The organism is Flavobacterium sp. PS2, from assembly GCF_046250155.1.
Classification (GTDB): domain Bacteria; phylum Bacteroidota; class Bacteroidia; order Flavobacteriales; family Flavobacteriaceae; genus Flavobacterium.
Map to the genome: position 1 here is coordinate 3,889,989 of NZ_CP176426.1, position 17,811 is coordinate 3,907,799.

7 protein-coding genes are annotated in these 17,811 nt (G+C 31.6%); 1 reads left to right on the top strand and 6 read right to left on the bottom strand.

Annotation, left to right across the window (positions count from 1 at the left end; translation table 11 throughout):
• Positions 1 to 25 precede the first annotated feature (25 nt).
• From ACJ6WR_RS17165 to ACJ6WR_RS17190, 6 genes are all read right to left on the bottom strand, one after another.
• Complete coding sequence (locus tag ACJ6WR_RS17165; RefSeq protein WP_039115982.1) at positions 26 to 1,009, bottom strand: hypothetical protein; 984 nt, start codon at positions 1,007 to 1,009, stop codon at positions 26 to 28.
• 299 nt (positions 1,010 to 1,308) lie between these two features.
• Positions 1,309 to 1,950, bottom strand: a complete 642-nt coding sequence (locus tag ACJ6WR_RS17170) for a porin family protein (RefSeq protein WP_409415930.1) — start codon at positions 1,948 to 1,950, stop codon at positions 1,309 to 1,311.
• A gap of 64 nt (positions 1,951 to 2,014) precedes the next feature.
• A complete protein-coding gene (locus ACJ6WR_RS17175) occupies positions 2,015 to 8,050 on the bottom strand; it encodes a M4 family metallopeptidase (RefSeq protein ID WP_409415931.1) in 6,036 nt (2,011 codons plus the stop codon).
• 521 nt (positions 8,051 to 8,571) lie between these two features.
• The gene (locus ACJ6WR_RS17180) at positions 8,572 to 10,185 is read right to left on the bottom strand and encodes a tetratricopeptide repeat protein (RefSeq protein WP_409415932.1); all 1,614 of its coding nucleotides are present in this window, start codon (positions 10,183 to 10,185) and stop codon (positions 8,572 to 8,574) included.
• A gap of 375 nt (positions 10,186 to 10,560) precedes the next feature.
• The gene (locus tag ACJ6WR_RS17185) at positions 10,561 to 11,574 is read right to left on the bottom strand and encodes a hypothetical protein (RefSeq protein ID WP_409415933.1); all 1,014 of its coding nucleotides are present in this window, start codon (positions 11,572 to 11,574) and stop codon (positions 10,561 to 10,563) included.
• Positions 11,555 to 15,724, bottom strand: a complete 4,170-nt coding sequence (locus tag ACJ6WR_RS17190; RefSeq protein WP_409415934.1) for a hypothetical protein — start codon at positions 15,722 to 15,724, stop codon at positions 11,555 to 11,557. Before ACJ6WR_RS17190 ends, ACJ6WR_RS17185 begins: the two co-directional genes overlap by 20 nt.
• 461 nt (positions 15,725 to 16,185) lie before the next feature.
• On the opposite strand from ACJ6WR_RS17190, the gene ACJ6WR_RS17195 reads away from it, so the two are divergent.
• The gene (locus tag ACJ6WR_RS17195) at positions 16,186 to 17,724 is read left to right on the top strand and encodes a hypothetical protein (protein ID WP_409415935.1); all 1,539 of its coding nucleotides are present in this window, start codon (positions 16,186 to 16,188) and stop codon (positions 17,722 to 17,724) included.
• Positions 17,725 to 17,811: the final 87 nt, after the last annotated feature.

The window sequence follows — 17,811 nt, forward strand, 5'->3', positions numbered from 1 at the left end:
AGACTATTAAACAAATTATAACGGCCTAAAGATTTTTTTCAATATAGTTGATAATATCTATAATTATTTCATCTACTGCATTTGCTTCAGGGTTAAATAAAGTTCCGTCAAAATATTTGGCATCACCACCATTTCCGGTAGGAGAACGATGATGTACATCGATAGATTTTCTCCAAAATTCAGCGTGATTTTTCCACTCTTCCTTATTTACCAAAGCCGGTTCTGTGAACCAAAGATTCCATGACAAAGTATTTCCCGCCTGAAGCATATTTCCTGAACCAAGATTAAATGCTTTCATTATTAATTGATTAAAATCATCAACTATTTTATCTTTTGTTAGCTTAATATCTCCAATTTCAACTGCAAGGTAAGCTGTAGCAAATGCTTCATCATTATGTAATGCAAACGTCGGATTAGAGAATTCAGGATTTAATCCGTGTATCACTTCAAAAATAGGTTGATTAGGATCATTCTGTTTGTGCGTAGTAACTCTTATTGCATTTTCTTTATTCAATGGAAATTTCGGAAAACTATACTCCAGCAGAGGCCAAACGTCTTTTATCTTATCGCCTTGTTTTTCATTTGGTGTTAACCAAATTTTGCCTTCAACTGTCATGTCTATTGCAATTTCTTTTGTCACTTCGTTAACCCAACCTCTTTGTCCGGTAACAGTAACCTCTACATTTATACAAATTTCATCTTTAAGCCAGACTCCTTGCTGAGGACAGATAACAGAATATACTCTTCCTTCATCAGTATAACCGGCTCTGGAAATATATGGCGCAAATTGCTGATAACATCTTTTCGGATTAGGACTGCCTTTTTGTGTTTCCCAACTAAACTCTGGCCATTTTACACCGAGCTGACGTTGTAAAAAATTAATATTATCCATATTACCTAACATTGGTAAAGAGGAAAGATCTCGGGTTGGATATAACATAGGTGAACCCGCTGGTGGAAATCCGCCAACCCATCCGATTGGAATGGGTGAATTTTCATTGTTTTGCATGATTTGAAGACTTTTTTGGTTTAAGTAATAAATCTAGCCCAAAATATAATCTTACATCCACGTAGAATTACCCGTTTTATTTTTTAATGCAATATTTGAAGCTATCAAAAAAAAGTTGAAAGGGGATGAGGTGTTCGATTTTAGTTCTATCGACTCAAAAAATCCTGTAAACATTGTTTACAGGATTTTTTTTGTTTTTTAGATAGAATCTATCTTGGTCTCAAAATATTTACATATAGTTATATAAAAAGCCACTCTTTGCGGGAGTGGCTTTTAGAAAGGCATAAAGAATACTAATTCTATTTAAAAAAATAACCAATCGATATTTGAAAAACTCTATTTTTCATGTCATTGTTAATGAAATAATTTACATCACTTTCTTTAAAGACATTAGAATAAGAAATATTATATCTCGCATCGGCATAGAATTTATCTTTAAATTGATAACCCAAACCAAAATTTAAAGAAGTATCTACACCACTTGAATATCCTTTTAAGTTAAAATTGTCATGGTTCTCATAGCCTAAAAAATTATCTTGGTATTTATTATTTGCTTTTAGGAGTATTCCTACCTGAGGTCCGGCTTGTATGCTTAATCCTTCTAGGACATAATATTTTAGGATAAGCGGAATATTTAAATAGTTCAATTTAATAGTGCTTTTATAGTTAGAATTTGTTACATCGCTATCAGAAAAAGAAACCTTTGTTCCTTGCTGACTGTACAATAATTCTGGCTGTAGCGCAAAGTTTTTCGCTATAGGAACTTCAACCATAATTCCGCCTGTAAATCCTGTTTTACTAGATGAGTTCAATTCGCTTTCATCAAAATTAAGACTAGCGATATTTAAACCCGCTTTTACGCCTAATTTAACTTTTTGGTTTTGAGCCATAATAGGTACACCTAAAAAAAGTGTACATATAATTAACATATATTTTTTCATATTTGTTGTTTTAAGAATGGTAACTCTCAAAGGGAGAGTTACCATAGTTTTATCTGTAAATTTGTTAGTTCTTAACAATCTTTGCGGTATATTTCTTGCCTTGTACATTGCAGTCTAAAACATAAACTCCAGGAGCTAATCCGCTTACATTTATATTAGACGGAATACTTGTATATGTTTTACTCCACACAGTTTTACCATCGATTGCATAAATATTGATTTGTGCTTCTCCTTCAACTTTATCTGCCAAGAAGATATTTACAATATCAATTGCTGGGTTAGGGAATACCCTAAAAGCATTTGTTATTTTTCCAACAAGCATACCTTTTGAATCAAACGGAGCTGAAATACTATTACATCCATTATTATTGGTCACTTGTAGGCTATAATCCCCTTCCCAAATTGTAACTATAGATTTTTCAGTTGCATTTGGTATAGGTCTTCCGTTTAAGAACCATTGGTACGAAACAGCATCGGCTGAAGCGGTTAACTTTTTATCAGCAACTACCTGAATTTCTGGTGCAATGTTCTCAAGAATTGAAATGGTAGTACTAAAAGTTTTACCAATGCCATTTTCATTATAAACAGTTACATAATATTCTCCACTTTTAGTTGTAGTGTAAGTTGGTTCTGTTGAACCATCAAACCATTCGTACGATTTGTAATCTCCCGGAGATAATACAACTTCAGGACCACAAACATTTCCACTTGCTAAATCAGATTCGAAAGTATCAAATGTTACAGTTATAGTTTCTGTAAGTGTACATCCATTTTTCATTACTGCTGTTACGGTATAATCACCTGCTTTATTTATCTCAATACCATTAGTAACATCCCCTGTGTTCCATTTGTAGGAAGTAACATTTAGTTTATTGGCATTAAAATTAGTTTGAGCATCGATGTACAGTTTTTTACCAGCATATCCATGTATTGTTGAGGTGTCAAATATTTTGAAATCTGATGATACCTCCTGATATATATAATTTTTTATTTCGTTGTTATTTGGAATAGCATCATTATCTAATTTAGCATTAATATTGAATACATGAGAGTCACCGCTTGTATCAAGTTTAGGCTGTTTTTTGAAAATATATTCGATGCTTTCGCCAACAGGGATTCCTGCTTCAACAAATTCTGAAATACTTTCAAGCGTATTGATATATTCTAAATTTAGTTGAATTGCATTTCCATTAATTGGAGTTTGCCCTTCATTGGTTAACTTCAGTTTAACTTCAGATCCTCCGCATACATCTTTTGGAGACAATATTTGTACTGATACATCTAGAATAGGGTTAGTGATTACTTTTAAATCATCAAGCACCATATAAGAATAACCGCTTGTCAATGAATGTCTAAATCGTAGCATGATGGATTTTCCTTTATATTTATCTAAATTCACGACTCCTTTTTGCCATTCTTTATCTGAATTCATTACTTCTTTAGTGGTTTTCCATGCTTCATTCCATTCGCCTCCTACAGTTTTAACATCTACAATAAAGGTATTGTTGGCATTACTTTCGATTGCGTAATAAAACTCCATAGCAGTTGCACTTTCAGGTAACTTATACATAGGGAGGATTAAATCTCCATAGTTAGATCCATTTTCTAACGGGTGGTAAAGCATTTTTGCAGCAGCATCTCCTGTATGATCTTTAACAGGAATACCTAAGTATTTATTATCAGGTTTAACGACTACTCCCCATGGAAAAGTTCTATCACTTTGACTTGAAACAAATCCTTTTGTTCCAAATAACACTCCTTCAGGCATAGTTGAGAAAGTTTCAATGTTTAAGTCTGGAGCCTTTGTAATAACTTCAAAAGCTTTTGTAAGACTTTCTATCAGAGCCTTTGGTTGTCCGTCTGTAAATACTTTTACGTTAATTTCATAATTTCCAGCTGCAAGCTGCGGAATACCATTTATTTTATAAACAAGAGTTTGATATTGCAATAGCGGGCTATTTTTTTCCAACAGAATTGGTTCACCCACAGCAGCACCGTCTTTGGTAATTTGATATTCGATAGAAACGTTGCCAATATTAGCGTATGATGAATTTCTTGCACTTATATAAAATTCATGTGAAGGTGCATCTTCGTAAACATTTTCGGCTACACTTAAATTAGATAGCTCTAAATAATCTGCTGTTTCTTTGATTTTAATATTATCTACTGCAAAACCATTAGCAAATAATCCGTTATCATCATGTACAAATGCTACAAGAACACAAGGATTTCCTGCATAAGGGCTTAAATTCACATGATATTCTATCCAATTAGCAACATAAGGCATTTTAAATATTGTTTCCCAGGTTCCACCTCCATCTGTACTTACTTTTACATATCCGTCAGAATCTCTTAGCCCATCTCCAAAGCCATCAAATATTAAATGTGCTTCTTTGTAATTACTCAAATCGAACACAGGTGAGATCAACATATCATTTGAAGAGTCACAATTGCATTTATCATCATTACTCGCCATAAAATTTGTATGGTCTGCTACTTGCCACGCTGGAGAACGTAAATCTTTACCTAATCCATGTTGCCAGCCAGTAGCATTTTTATTTTCAGAAGTTCTCCATCCTTTATATTTGGTTGCATCTTCAAAATCCATTGTATATGGAAGTACTGCTACTTTCATATCTTCATTGTTCCAATTGTCGTAGCCAAATGTGATAGAATTATTTTCAGGTTTATCATCCAGAGTCATATCTTCAGGAAAAACTGAAACTGTAACAGTATTTTGGCCTATGCTTTTTAAATTAATATTTGAAATAGAATAGGTTAGTGTATCTCTATATTTAGTAAATGCTAATGTTGTTTTTTCGGTTTTTGAAAAAACTTCATTTTTTGCATTATCAAGAATTTTTACTGTAACATTAACTTGCTCATTAGTAGTTCTGAAATTATTAATAATCTCAGTCTTCATTGTAATATTATCGTTGTTAACTGTACAGGTGCCAGAATCTAATTGTGCAGTTATAACTTCTAAATCATAAGGGGCATTACTCACACGAATATTGTCTATAAAAGCACCTAAATAATTGCTATTATATTTATCTGTAACTACTCTAAAACGGATTGCAGCTTTTTTACCAGCAAGTTCATTTAAACGAATAGCATATGGTTTTTTATCAGTAGCATTATTAATTCCGCTAAACCATGGTCCTGTTACTAAATCATTGTAGTGTAAATTTTCTGGATAATCAATACCTGTCACTTTTTTCCAGTTTTGACCTTTATCTTCAGAATACTCCACAATTAGTCCGTCATATCCTTTAGAAAACAAATGGATCATATCAAACTCAACATACGGAGAGATAATGTTTGTAAAATCAAATATTGGAGATTCTAAAGTAAAATCAGCATTTGTAGGTATTCTTTCAGATGTACCATAAGTTACAGTACCCCACAAATATTTCGATTTTGTATCTCTAAATGAAATAACAGACGTCTGTTGCCATACAAATTTTTGATTTGTAAGTATTGATTTTGAAAACCAACCTCCTGGTGTTTTTTCGAAATCCTGATAATATGGTAATTGAGTTACAAGTCCATTGTAAACTGCATTTGTCGTACTGTTATTAGTTGTTACTGGATCTTGACTATAGGTCACAAAAGCTTCATACGTATGCAATCCAGCTGCAGATAAATCGATAGTACCATCAAAAGAAATTGTCATTTCTGAGTTTCCTTTAAAAGCAGTAGCTAGTGTAATATCTTTCCAGATAGTTTGATTTCCTGGAATTGTATTAAGATATCCTACTTTTAGTTGTGCCCCAGAAGGTATATCTAGGCAGCCTAAATTGTAAATAGTAATAGCTAATGGATGACTTGCTGATAATGCTTCGCCTGAATACGCTGGAAGATTTAATCCTACAAGTTTAATGTCGAAATCTTTTTGCGCTGGAGGAACGACTAAACTTGCAATAAAAGAAATGCCGTCTTTTGTGCCAAACTCTGTAATAGGTTTAAAATCTAGTTTAATTTCTACATAATTTACGGTAGTCGCACTTATTATGTAAGGAAGTTTATCTTGAATTTTTATAGTTGTTTCTTCACCAATTCCCAGATCTTTATCAAGATTAATAGCATTATTGTTGGTGTAAATAGTATTAAACCTTCCACCAAAACCTGTAGTCATTAATCTCAATTTGTAATTTAAGGCGTCTTTTGCTTTAATTACAGTAGTCCCTGTATTTTTTATTTTAATATAAAATGGCTCATCACCTTTTAAGGAACCACAAGCAACAGAAGGTTTTTCAACCGCTACAAGAGCTATTTGTGTATCTGCATATGCTGCTCCAATACCAATAGCGTACCAGGCATTAGTAACTTGCTTGTATTCTTCAGAACCTAATCCGTATAAATCTTCTACTACCATTAAAGTTGCTTGGCGCATATCGTTAAAGTTTGAAGAAGGAGATAAATACTCCGTAAGAGTTATGTATGCAATTTTTTCTGCTTTGGCAAGACCAATTGCTTTAACATCGTAACTGTTATTAAGGTCATTTACGCCTTGGCCACCTTCACTTAAAAGGTAAAACCAGTAATTAGTAATTCCGCTATTAATATGTACACCTCCATTATCGTAATTAACTGCTAATGGATTTGCCCAATTTACCCCTCCGTAAGTGTCAGGTTGCCCTTGAGCTTTAGGGTTAGACATGCTTCTCATACTGCCATGTGTGTAAAGTTCATTACCCAACATCCAAATATCTTCTTTTTTGTCTTTTCCAACATAAAATTCAACAGCTACACCGAAGATATCACTGAAAGATTCATTCATAGCACCTGATTCACCTTGGTAGATTAATCCAGCCGTGAAACGTGTTACTCCATGAGTTAATTCGTGTGCAGTAATCCCTAAACCAACATAAGGTGTGTTATAACCATCTCCAAATTGTGCCCAACCACCAGTCCAGGATGCATTCTCTACATTAGTACCTAAATGTGCAAGACCAATAATTGTCATTCCTTTGTCATCGATACTATTTCGGTTAAATCTGTCACCATAATATTCTATGGTTTTTTGCATACCCCAATGAATATCTAATGCAACCTCATCATTATCTTTATTATGCAGTTCATTCCAAATGTTATCTTCGTCAATAAAATCAGTAATCACTTCATCTGAAGCCTGATTTGCATGATTCATGTTCATAGTATACATCGGAACATTGTATTTCCCTTGCAACCCTTCTAATCTGTATCCATCAGCATATTGCTTGGTATTAAAACTTACTTCACCAGCATATCGTGATTTGCCTTTACCCAAGCTTTGGGTTTGGCTTTGATTTGTAATGTTAGCATCTCGACTTAAATCTATAGTAAGGATTATTTTTCCAGTATTTGCATCAACATAAATTGTCTGGCTAGATTGCGGATTGGTAGCAAAAATATCGTATTTCCACGCTAGGTAATATTCCTTTAGTTCAGAAGAAAAGTTAGGTCCAACATAAACTAATTCCCCTTGTGGTTTAGCGCTTATCTTTTTGTCAAGTAAAGCACCTAATTTTTTACTTTCCCAAATATATTGTTTCGCATTTACGGTTCTAAGCGCATTTTCTAAACCTGTTGCAGCATTTATTTTATAATTACTGTTTGCAGACAATTTTTTAGCTGTATAACCAAATGCATCAATCTTAGTTTTATTTTCTCTAACCTTATAAATTGCACCTTCAACAGGAACAGAGTTATGCAATTGCTGATAAGTGGCGAGAGTTCTTCCATGATTATCAGAAATTGATTTTAATTGCATTTTATCAGAAGTTGATAAATCGAAATCTCCTTTTTTAACTTCAAATAAATTTTTCACAGTTAAATTTGAAGATTTTGCAAAAGACTTAACTTTTGTGCGAACTGTGTCTTGCGGATTTGTTTTCTCAGTAGCATTAGTTAGTTTTTCCACAAATAACTTTTGGCTCTGTTGTACTTGTTTTGTCACAGCTTCACTTTCTGTAGCAGAAAGTTCTTTGCCATTTATAATTTCTTCTTTTGGCATGAAGAGATTATTGGCATCTTTATCCTGATTAGAATTAGGATCGCTAGTTTTTTTAGAAACTTGTTCCTTTGTTTCGTCAGGTGCTCCCAAGGCGGTTTTCACGCCATCATTTTTGATATTTTGAAGAGGTGACTGGGCCATTCCGACGGGACAGGCCAAGAAACTTAACAAAATAAACAAATACCTGGTTTTGAAGTAAATTTGATTCATTCTTTTAAATTTAAAATTAATACTTAGAGTTTGTTTGGTTAATAGTCATTATGCTTCTATGGTTAATAGCAAACCATAAAAAGCATTTTCTGAAGCATCAATTTTGGGGTTGATTTTCAGAATCTTCATTCGTTATTTTCTTCAGAATCTTTAAGAGGATTTTCTTTTTTGCTTTTGTTTCTTCTAAAAGCTCTTCTAAACTTTTAGGAGGGACATTTTTCTTCTTCCGATTCATTACTAGATTTATTTACATCGCTTTCGTAAATGTAGAACGGAGGTAGGTGTTTTTGATAAAAAAGGACTATTACAAAAACACTCTGAGGTAAAAAACGGTCACTAAAAAAACACTCATAAATTTATAAGTACAAATAAATCAACTGGTTAGGCTTGGTTTAATGTTTCGTTAAATCAGATTAAAATGTGTTTAGATAAGTAGAAAGATTTACTTTTTCATTGGTTAAATCAAACTTTTTGCGGAGTCTTGTACGGGCATTTTCGATAGATTTGAAAGATTGCCCCGTTATTTGAGAAATTTCTTTTGTGCTTAAATCCAGATATAAAAGGGCACACAATCTGCGGTCTTTTGGAGTAAGTGTGGGATAATCGACTGTTAATTTGTCAAAAAAGGATTGGTGAACCTGTTCAAAACTTATTTCAAATTCTTTCCAGATATCAGTATTCAAATTCTTTTCCAAACGCTTTAAAACTATATCGATAGCTTGCTGCATTTCTTTATTAATAGTTTTGAGTTTAATCTGTTTAAGATCGGTCAGAATTTCGTTAATGCTATCTGTACGATGTATTTCTGCCATTGCTTTTCCTATGAGAACCTTATTTTTAGCATCCAGGTTTTGCTTTAAGGTTTGCATTTTTGTTTTTAATTTCTCTTTTTCGAGTTGATTTTTGATATTCTTGTTTCTGTATTTTATCAAAAAAATAATTAAAATTAATATACCGACAACTAATATCAATCCAACTACAGAGTACTTAAATAATTTCTTTTCTTCAATAAGTGTTTTTATTTGGGCGCGTACTTTGTAGTCCTGTTCTAGCTTTATTTTTTCTAGGTTTACTGCCTTTTCTTCTACATGTATGCTATCATTTATTGCATTGTATTTTTCAAAATAATGGACAGCATTTTTATAATCCTGTTTACTTACATATACTTGATAAAGCATTTTGTTGAGGTTTAAAACCGAAAAAGTATATTCATTTTCACTACATAATTCTAATGCCTTTTTTGCATTTACAATTGCAGCATCATAATTTTTTTCTTTTAACTTATAATCAGAATAAGATTCATAGACAAAAGCTTGTATTAAATTATCAACAGGCTCTTTTAATAGAGAAAAAGCGCGATCAAAATAATAGTCAGCATGTGTTTTATCATTTTTTAAAACATAAGTTCGGGCTAAATTGGTGTTGACATAGACTTTTAAAACATTATCTTTTATGGTCGCATTTATTAAATCGGCTTTGTGATAGTAATACAAAGAAGAGTCTAAATTTTTACTTAAGTAAGTAGTACCTATATTATTTAAAATTTTTACAAGCTTAACAGGATCGTTCTTAGTCTTTTGATAGCGATATACATTTAAAAAGTATTTTAATGCTTTTTCTTTGTTTTTTCCTTGCGCATAAATAATCGCAAGATTGTTTTCTACTTTAGATACTTCCTCATGATTACCGTTATTTTTATAAATCTCATACGCTTTTAAGTAGTATTGTAAAGCAATATCTAAGACCTCTTTAGAAGAATACATTTTGCCTGCTGTAGTATAAACAGAAGCCAAAGTGAGTTCTGATTCTTTAGCTTTTTTTGCCTCTGCTTCGGCTAATTCGATATACTTAATAGCTCTGTCCCAATCAGAATTTTGAAGGTTTAGTGCTATTTTGCGGCACAACTCTACTTTTTTCTGATTATCGTTAATGCTATTTAAATTATCAATCAGTTCTTGTGTTGAAGACTGAGAATGAATATTAATAGAAAGAAAAAGAAAAAACAAGGGAAAGAGTCGTGCCATCATAATATAAAAATGCTAAAGATGAATTTCAAATTTAAATAAAAAATAGGATTAGTATGACAATAAGATGTAAATCTTGTTAAAGTATCTAATTATTAATCGTGATTTACCATTTGAAGGAAAAGAATCAATTGTAGATCTCTATTTTTTTCAAATGTTTATTGGTAAACCTGAAAATCGAATCCGAAAAATACGGTATTTGCTTGTAACTCATTCAATCCAAAACTAAAAAATCCTGTAAATAGTGTTTACAGGATTTTTTAGTTTTTCTAGAGTTATAATATTTAAATGTGATCTTTTCAGAATTTCTTAGAAACATAATATTTCGTGGTAACATTTTTGAACTATGTTTTTCTTTAAAAATAATCAAGTAGTGTTTTATTCTTTTACCAAACCTGATATACTTTCATCAGCAGACGGATGATCACTACTAAAAATTTTATAATCTGTAATTTCGTGATTTTTGTTTAGTATAAATATAATACCAATTTGGTCAGCCCTACTTAAATTACAAATTAGTAGTAAACTACTTCCATTTGAAACTTTACCTAAAACATTTATGCCTTTATCATCATCAGTATATTCTCCAATTGAGTCATGAAACAATTTGTACACATCGCTTGAATGGCTTTTAGAAAATAAGATATTTTCCACATCCTTTTCATCAATAAATGTAGTGTTTGAAGTAGTAAACTCATCTGATTCTAAGTATGATTTTAAATTTACATTGTCACTGACTGGAGTTGTTTTTTTTATAATATATTCGAGCCTATCTGTAGCTGACATTTTTTCTTCATTAGGTGGGGTAAACTGATCGACAATTTCAAATTTCCCTTTATCATTAACCTTATAATTAACATAAGGATGAAAAGGCTTGCCTGATTCTATTTGACAATGAATAACACCCTTTTTGTCTATATATACTTTGGATGTGCATTGACAGATTTGTTGATTGAATTTTGATAAATCTAGAAAGTCTATTAGTTCGTCTTTTGAATTATAATTTAATAATGTGTAAACTGACTCTAGAGTTGAAAGTATTACTGTATTATAATTTGAATTCAAATTGATTCTTTTTTTTATTTTTATCCATTCAAATTCCTTTTTATCATTATATCCTAGGTTTTTAAAATCACCAGAACTCTCACTGTTTAAGGAAATTTTCTTAAACAATAATGATTTATATTGAGATTCATTTTTACCAAAATCAATATCTTCACCTAAGTCATCTCCATTATAGTCAAGTCTTAATGTATCTTTAATCTCCACTAATTCTATATTCCCTATACTCAAAGCATTGTTTTTAAATGCTTCTTTTGTAGATTCATTTTTACATCCGAACGCAACAAATAATGTGCAAATAATTGTTATTCTATAAATAATACCATTCATAATAATTAAATATAATTTTATCCTTTTTAAGTTGTTCCCATGTCCAAATATTGGACTCGCCTTTTAATATAGAATTATCTGGATAATTCTTACCATCATTATATCCTCCTTTATTTCCTTTTTCTTTTCTTTTCTTAAAACTCTGTATTCTTCCATATGGATCGTCAACGATTATTCCAATTTCATTAACATCTACTACTCTAACAATATGCCCCAATAAAGACATGCAAACACCATAACCTTTATTTAATTTATCTTCCAATATCTTTTTATGAGTGCTTTTATTATAAATCTTCCCAACACCTATAAAACCACCTTTAATTCCAAGTTCATTTGCTATTTTTATTCTTGTATTAGCTTCAAATCGACTGTCATCACCTTTTTTGAGATTTTCCCTAATCATAACCATCATAAAATCTTCCATCTTCATGTTAGGATCTGGAGCAGGATTCATTTGACCTAAATATTGTAATGCAATCGATTCACTCGTTACATTACACATTGTATCAGCAAGTTGCTTATATTTAGCATCTCTTTGGCTATTATACTCTGCAAAATATTGCAAAATACGATAAGCTTTTATTTTTTCTTCATTAGTTTGGAACTTATCAATTGCCTTTCTAATTTCTTTTATCTGTGTAGCACTAAAATAACAAAAGGTTAATGAGGTGTCCAAATTAAAAATTTCTTTTGGATTAGCTATTATTAAATTATAGGATTTATTCATTAAGATAATGTTTTTTGAATATTGTCCTTCTCTTTCATTTTCTTCCAACGCTTCTCTAACTTCCCACACATATGTCTTTCCACCATCTTTACCTACTTTTTTCCCCTTTTTATCAATTTCATCAGCTTCTCTTAAGAAAGGTTTGTTAGCTCGATAGGCAGCTTTCGGGTCGCCATATACAACTTCATCATTCAGATGTCCTATTCCAGATTTAGTCGGGAAATTAACAGACAAATAAATATCCGTTGCAGTTTTTAATTGATTTTTAGTTTTTAATAAAAACCATTTTTCAACATAATCAAGCTGTTCTAAAGCAGTCATATTAAATAATGCAGAACGTTTTACTTTTAAATCTTTTGCAGCATCTTTGCCAAATTGTATTAATCCTACGAATCCAGCTTTTTCATCATCGTCCATAATTTTTTCAAAAGTACCTGCTTTTGGAGAAAAAGATAAATTAGTTTCAAAAGCTATAATATTCATTAATACGTTTGGAGTGAATATAATGCCCTTCTGCTTTTCTATATTTTTGCATATCTGAACAATTCGTAGTCTAAATTCCTTACTCACCTTGTTTCCCCAAATTAATTGCGGATCATCTTCATCAATAATTTCTCTCTTATTTTTATTTACATTCCCTTCACCTATGATCATAGTCAGTAATTTATCATTTAAGTGTCTTGTAGAATAGTCTTTAACACCTGCGTAATACTTTATTTTTGAACCTACTTTTAGTTTTTTATTAAGGTTTATTAAAGTAAAACTGATCATTGCAACTCCTTCTGAACTTACTTTTACTTTGTTCTTAAATGATGGTTCTTCTCCTATTTTATGGGCAGTCAACTCAATTTCTTCTCCTACCATATTTTGAGTTTTAGCTACTAAAGTTACAATTGCTCCTTTTTTACCAAATGGAACTTCGTCCTCTGGTCTTACTCTACTTCCATCATATGTAAAATAAACATCAAGTATTTTTTTATCTGTTGTAACAGACAAAACAGTATCAGATTCGTAATTAGCTGGCACCTTAAATAAATATGGTTTACTATTTTGGATTCCTATTAATTTAAATCCAATTTTGGCATTTTTCCCACTCTTGAATCCAATTTCTTTTTGAAAATTAGCATCAAATTTTATTTTTTCAAAAATTTCACCTTTTCCATTAGTTCTTACATCAATGTAATGGTTCGTTTTTGCATTGTTTAAATAAAAATAAACTCTTACAGTTTGGTTTTCATAGTAAGGTATTTGTGCCTGTATGTAATTACTTTCTCCAGAAAAACCAGAAGTTACTTTTTTGCTTCCTCCGCTCCATGCCCAATGTGCTTCGGTTATTTCTGGCTGCTTAATTTCAATTTTATAAATACATCCCGAGTTAGTACTTTTTTTACTATCACTATAAGCTTCTACCGTATAATTTCCTTCTTTTTGAGGAATATGCATTTTAAAAGAACTCCATTTATGAATGTACTTCTTTTGAGGATTATTTTTTTCGGTGAATAAAACATCATCGGATCGTAGATATGGTTTATTATTAGAATCATAAACCATCCATTTTACATCTTCTTTTTCGTTGTCTGTAGGAGGGTTTATTTTAAAAGTTTTCGCTTCTAAAGTTATAGTGCTGTTTGGTTTACCTAATAAAAACACATTATTGTTCGATGTTTTTTCGGCTAGACCAATACTGGTAACTTCATTTTTAATTACTGAGGTTTTAAATTCTTTAAGTAAGGAATATTGATCTTTACTAGTTATTTTAATTTTGTATTCGCCTAGATCAGGCATAGCAAGTTTAATAATACCAGTCGAATCTAATTCCTGCTCATCTGAAATTTTGATTGATTTATTGTTATCTGAAATTTCTAGTTGATAATAAAGCTTTAATGGATTTAATGTTTTTACTTCCTTATTTTTTAGGCTCACTTTAAACAATTGTTCTTGCGTAGAAGCTCTTGTTATTCCGCTTTTAGGAATAGTTGGAGATGTAATTAGAATTTCCTGAGCTATTATTTCAAGTTGTATATATGTTGCCGTTTTTGCGCTTTTTTTATGATGAATTGTAGCACTATGTCCATAAGCATCAATTTTATAAATACCGGGCTTATCAAAATTATAATTGAAAGAGGTTCCTTCGTTTTCAAAAACAATTCCTTTATCTTTTTTACTATTAATATCATAAACAATCCAATCAATGTTTTCTTTTTTAAATAAGTTTTGAACAATAAAAAACTCATCAAGGAAAAATTCAAGACTTTCTCCTACTATAAACGAAGTTTTTTGAGTATTTTTTATTTTAATCGCGCTTTTATTTACTGCACTTCCACGAGTATTTTCATTGTTTACTTCCTTCAGGAATACATACACATCTTCTTTCCCGATAGGAGCGTATAGTTTGTCTGCACTTAAATTAGGATATATCTTAGTTTTGGTTGTTATAGTGATCGTATTTGGTAATCTCTCTAGTCCTTCTACTTCTCTCAGTAATAAGAATAATTCGTCGTATTGCTCGAAAAGATTAGCGATGTTAGTTTTATCATTATTTAATTCTTTTCTAATTTTCGTCCAACGTTCATTACTTGCTTTAGAAATGTTTCCATTGAGTATGTTGGCGTCAATAGACTCGATCATTTTTTTACGAATAGTGTCCCAATTAAAAAATTGACTTTCTATAAGGCCTGAATTTGCCTGTTTCAGGATGGTATACATTTGAGTAAATAATATATCATTTGGTTTACCATCAAAATCCTGAGCTGTAGCTCCTTCTTCAAAAGCTTTTGAAATACCTGTCCAATATGCTATTGTTGAGGTATCATTTGCTAAAATGGCTGCATCTAAATTCTTTTTGATTTCAGCTTTTATTATTTCTATAGTTGGTTCACTACTATTTGGTTGAAGCATTTTCGGTACCGTCAAGGTTTGCTGAGTTGCTATGCCTTTACTAAAGTTTAGAGTATTATTTTCTACTCTTAAAGTCGAAGGAGTAATGTTTGCTGATGTGGGAGAACTCATAGTTGTTCTACCAGTGTTATCAGCAACGCCTCCTCCGATTAGAGCACTTGAAGGCGTAATACCAGTTGTGATATTATAGCTTGGTATTGTTTCCCTTGAAACTGAAGGAGTAGTGCTAAACGATGTTGCTGTATCTTTATTGGTTTCAGCAGTGGGGTCGATAGCGCCTCCTTCGGTTAAGGAATTAAGATTGTTTGTAATGGGAATAACATTTTGATGTTTTTGCTCTTGCCATATTTGTACTATATCCTTTTGCTGGCTCATCTCTTTTGAAACTTTAGCTAGCTCTTTTATAATGATGTTAGTTAAATGTTCGGAACTTTTTATATCAGCACTATTTTTTATTGAAAGATTGAAATTGTGAATTGCATTTTTACTCATCGCTAGGTGTTTTTCTGGGTGTAAAAGTAGCATTGTGACTTGTGATTTTAAAGTTTTAAGCCTTTTGTATTCAGTAGTTTCAGTAAGTTTTGTTTCTGCTGAAACTACTGAAACTACAAAGCTTTTTTTAGCCCTTTTTTTATTCTTGCATTCTACTTTTACACTCTCAAAAAACAACTAGCAGGTTGCATTATTTATCATAATGATTTGCAAATTCTCCTGCTATTTAAAGAAAGAATCATCACACTATATAGTAACCTCACTAAAACAATAGCCATTATGGATTATTTATTATCGAAAGGCATGAAGAGAATGCCTAAAATACCTGACAAGAGTAATTTCCATTTTTTTCTAATTAAACAATTATTGAAGGATCCCAAGTAAGGAATTTAACCCTACTCTAAACTAACAATTATGAAAAAATACAAGGATATCTATTGATCTTACAATGCTTAAAATAAAATTTCTAATTATATAATTTAAAATAAAAAAACATGGCTTTACAAACATTAAATACCATAAAAAACTGGTTTAGAACAGGTTTTAAACCAACTCAAAATCAATTCTGGGATACATGGGATTCTTTTCGACATAAATATGAAAAAGTCCCTGTAAAAGATGTTGAAGGGCTTGACGAATTGCTTTTAACTAAGGCAGACAAAGTAGTTTTAAATAATCACCTGGCTGATAAAAATGCGCATGCTCCACAAGTAAATACGGATTGGAATAGTGATTCTGGTTTTAGTCAATTGCTTAACAAACCTGGATTTAAAACCATTAATGGCGAAGAAATTGTAGGGACAGGGGATATTTCTATAGATAGCTCCCTGCAGGATTTACATAAGACATTAGATGTAGGCAGGACCTGGACTAAAACTTCAGAACTAGATACTTTTCTTACTATTGATGACGAAGCATTGGGGGCAAAAGATGCTTTTGTATGGGAAAGTCCAGCGTCAGGAATAGGAGCCACGCCTGCAGCATTTGCGTTAACTACAGGGATTTCTACTAAGCGTACCGTTTTAAGATCAGACCCACCTGTAGCAACGGGGGTTTTAACTTTCGAACTTCAAAACAATAAACCGTCTGGAGCTTATAAGTTAGCAACGACAAGTGATTTTAAAACTATTAATGGAGAATCTCTTATAGGGAGTGGTGATATCGGTTTAAAAGTAGATGCTGTTGGTTTAGATGCCATATTGACTGCAAAAAATTATGCTAATTCTTCTATAATTCTTGCTGATTACTATCAGAGTTCATCATATTATCAAGGCTTAAATCTTTCTGCTTTAACTGGAAATACAAAACTGGAAAACCATTATTCAGGTAAAATTACAAGTACTTTGGAGTTAAATCCAGGGAATTTAAGTCTAAGACAGGTTGATACTGATTCTACAGGAGAAGCAAGTATGGAAATATATGGTGGAGGTAGGGGATATTCTCCTGAGATTTCATTTAAAAAAAATAAAAATGGAGAATCTTCTTTTTGTGCTATAAAAGCGGGTGATCCATTAGACATAGATGATTTAACTACTAAAAGATATGTAGATTCTCAAGTTGATACTAAAGCAACAATTTATTCTCCAACATTCACAGGAGTTCCAACTGTGCCAACAGCATCATTAGATACGAATACTACACAAGTCGCATCTACGGCTTTTGTAAACACGGCTGTAAATAATTTATCCCAAAATTTGAAGTCATACAAGGTATGGACAGCTGTAATAAGTCAATCTTCCACAGACATTCCTGTGATAAACTCAGTGTTACAAAATGATTTTGAAGGAACTGTTGCAGTATCTAGAGAAGGTTTAGGTATATATTGGTTTACATTAGAGGGAGCATTTACTGGTAATTTTCTCTCTCCTCAAAATGGAACACTCATGTTTCAAAGTTGTTGTGATTCTTACGGTGCAGTAAGTGTTTCGAAATTAAATGACAATCAAATTCAAGTAAGGACATTTACATTAGGAATGGATTCCGAAGATCAATTATTAAGTGAAAATTTAATTGAATTTAGGGTGTATAATTAATTATAAATTGCAACTAAAATTTAAGACTTTGATGTTACCATATTCTTTACCCGATAATATTAAAAAAAAATCTCTCAAATCCATTTT

Coding starts and splice junctions, on each gene's coding strand:
- ACJ6WR_RS17190 (WP_409415934.1), bottom strand. CDS start 15,724: ATGCTACTTTTACACCCAGAAAAACACCTAGCGATGAGTAAAAATGCA.
- ACJ6WR_RS17180 (WP_409415932.1), bottom strand. CDS start 10,185: ATGATGGCACGACTCTTTCCCTTGTTTTTTCTTTTTCTTTCTATTAAT.
- ACJ6WR_RS17165 (WP_039115982.1), bottom strand. CDS start 1,009: ATGCAAAACAATGAAAATTCACCCATTCCAATCGGATGGGTTGGCGGA.
- ACJ6WR_RS17170 (WP_409415930.1), bottom strand. CDS start 1,950: ATGAAAAAATATATGTTAATTATATGTACACTTTTTTTAGGTGTACCT.
- ACJ6WR_RS17185 (WP_409415933.1), bottom strand. CDS start 11,574: ATGAATGGTATTATTTATAGAATAACAATTATTTGCACATTATTTGTT.
- ACJ6WR_RS17195 (WP_409415935.1), top strand. CDS start 16,186: ATGGCTTTACAAACATTAAATACCATAAAAAACTGGTTTAGAACAGGT.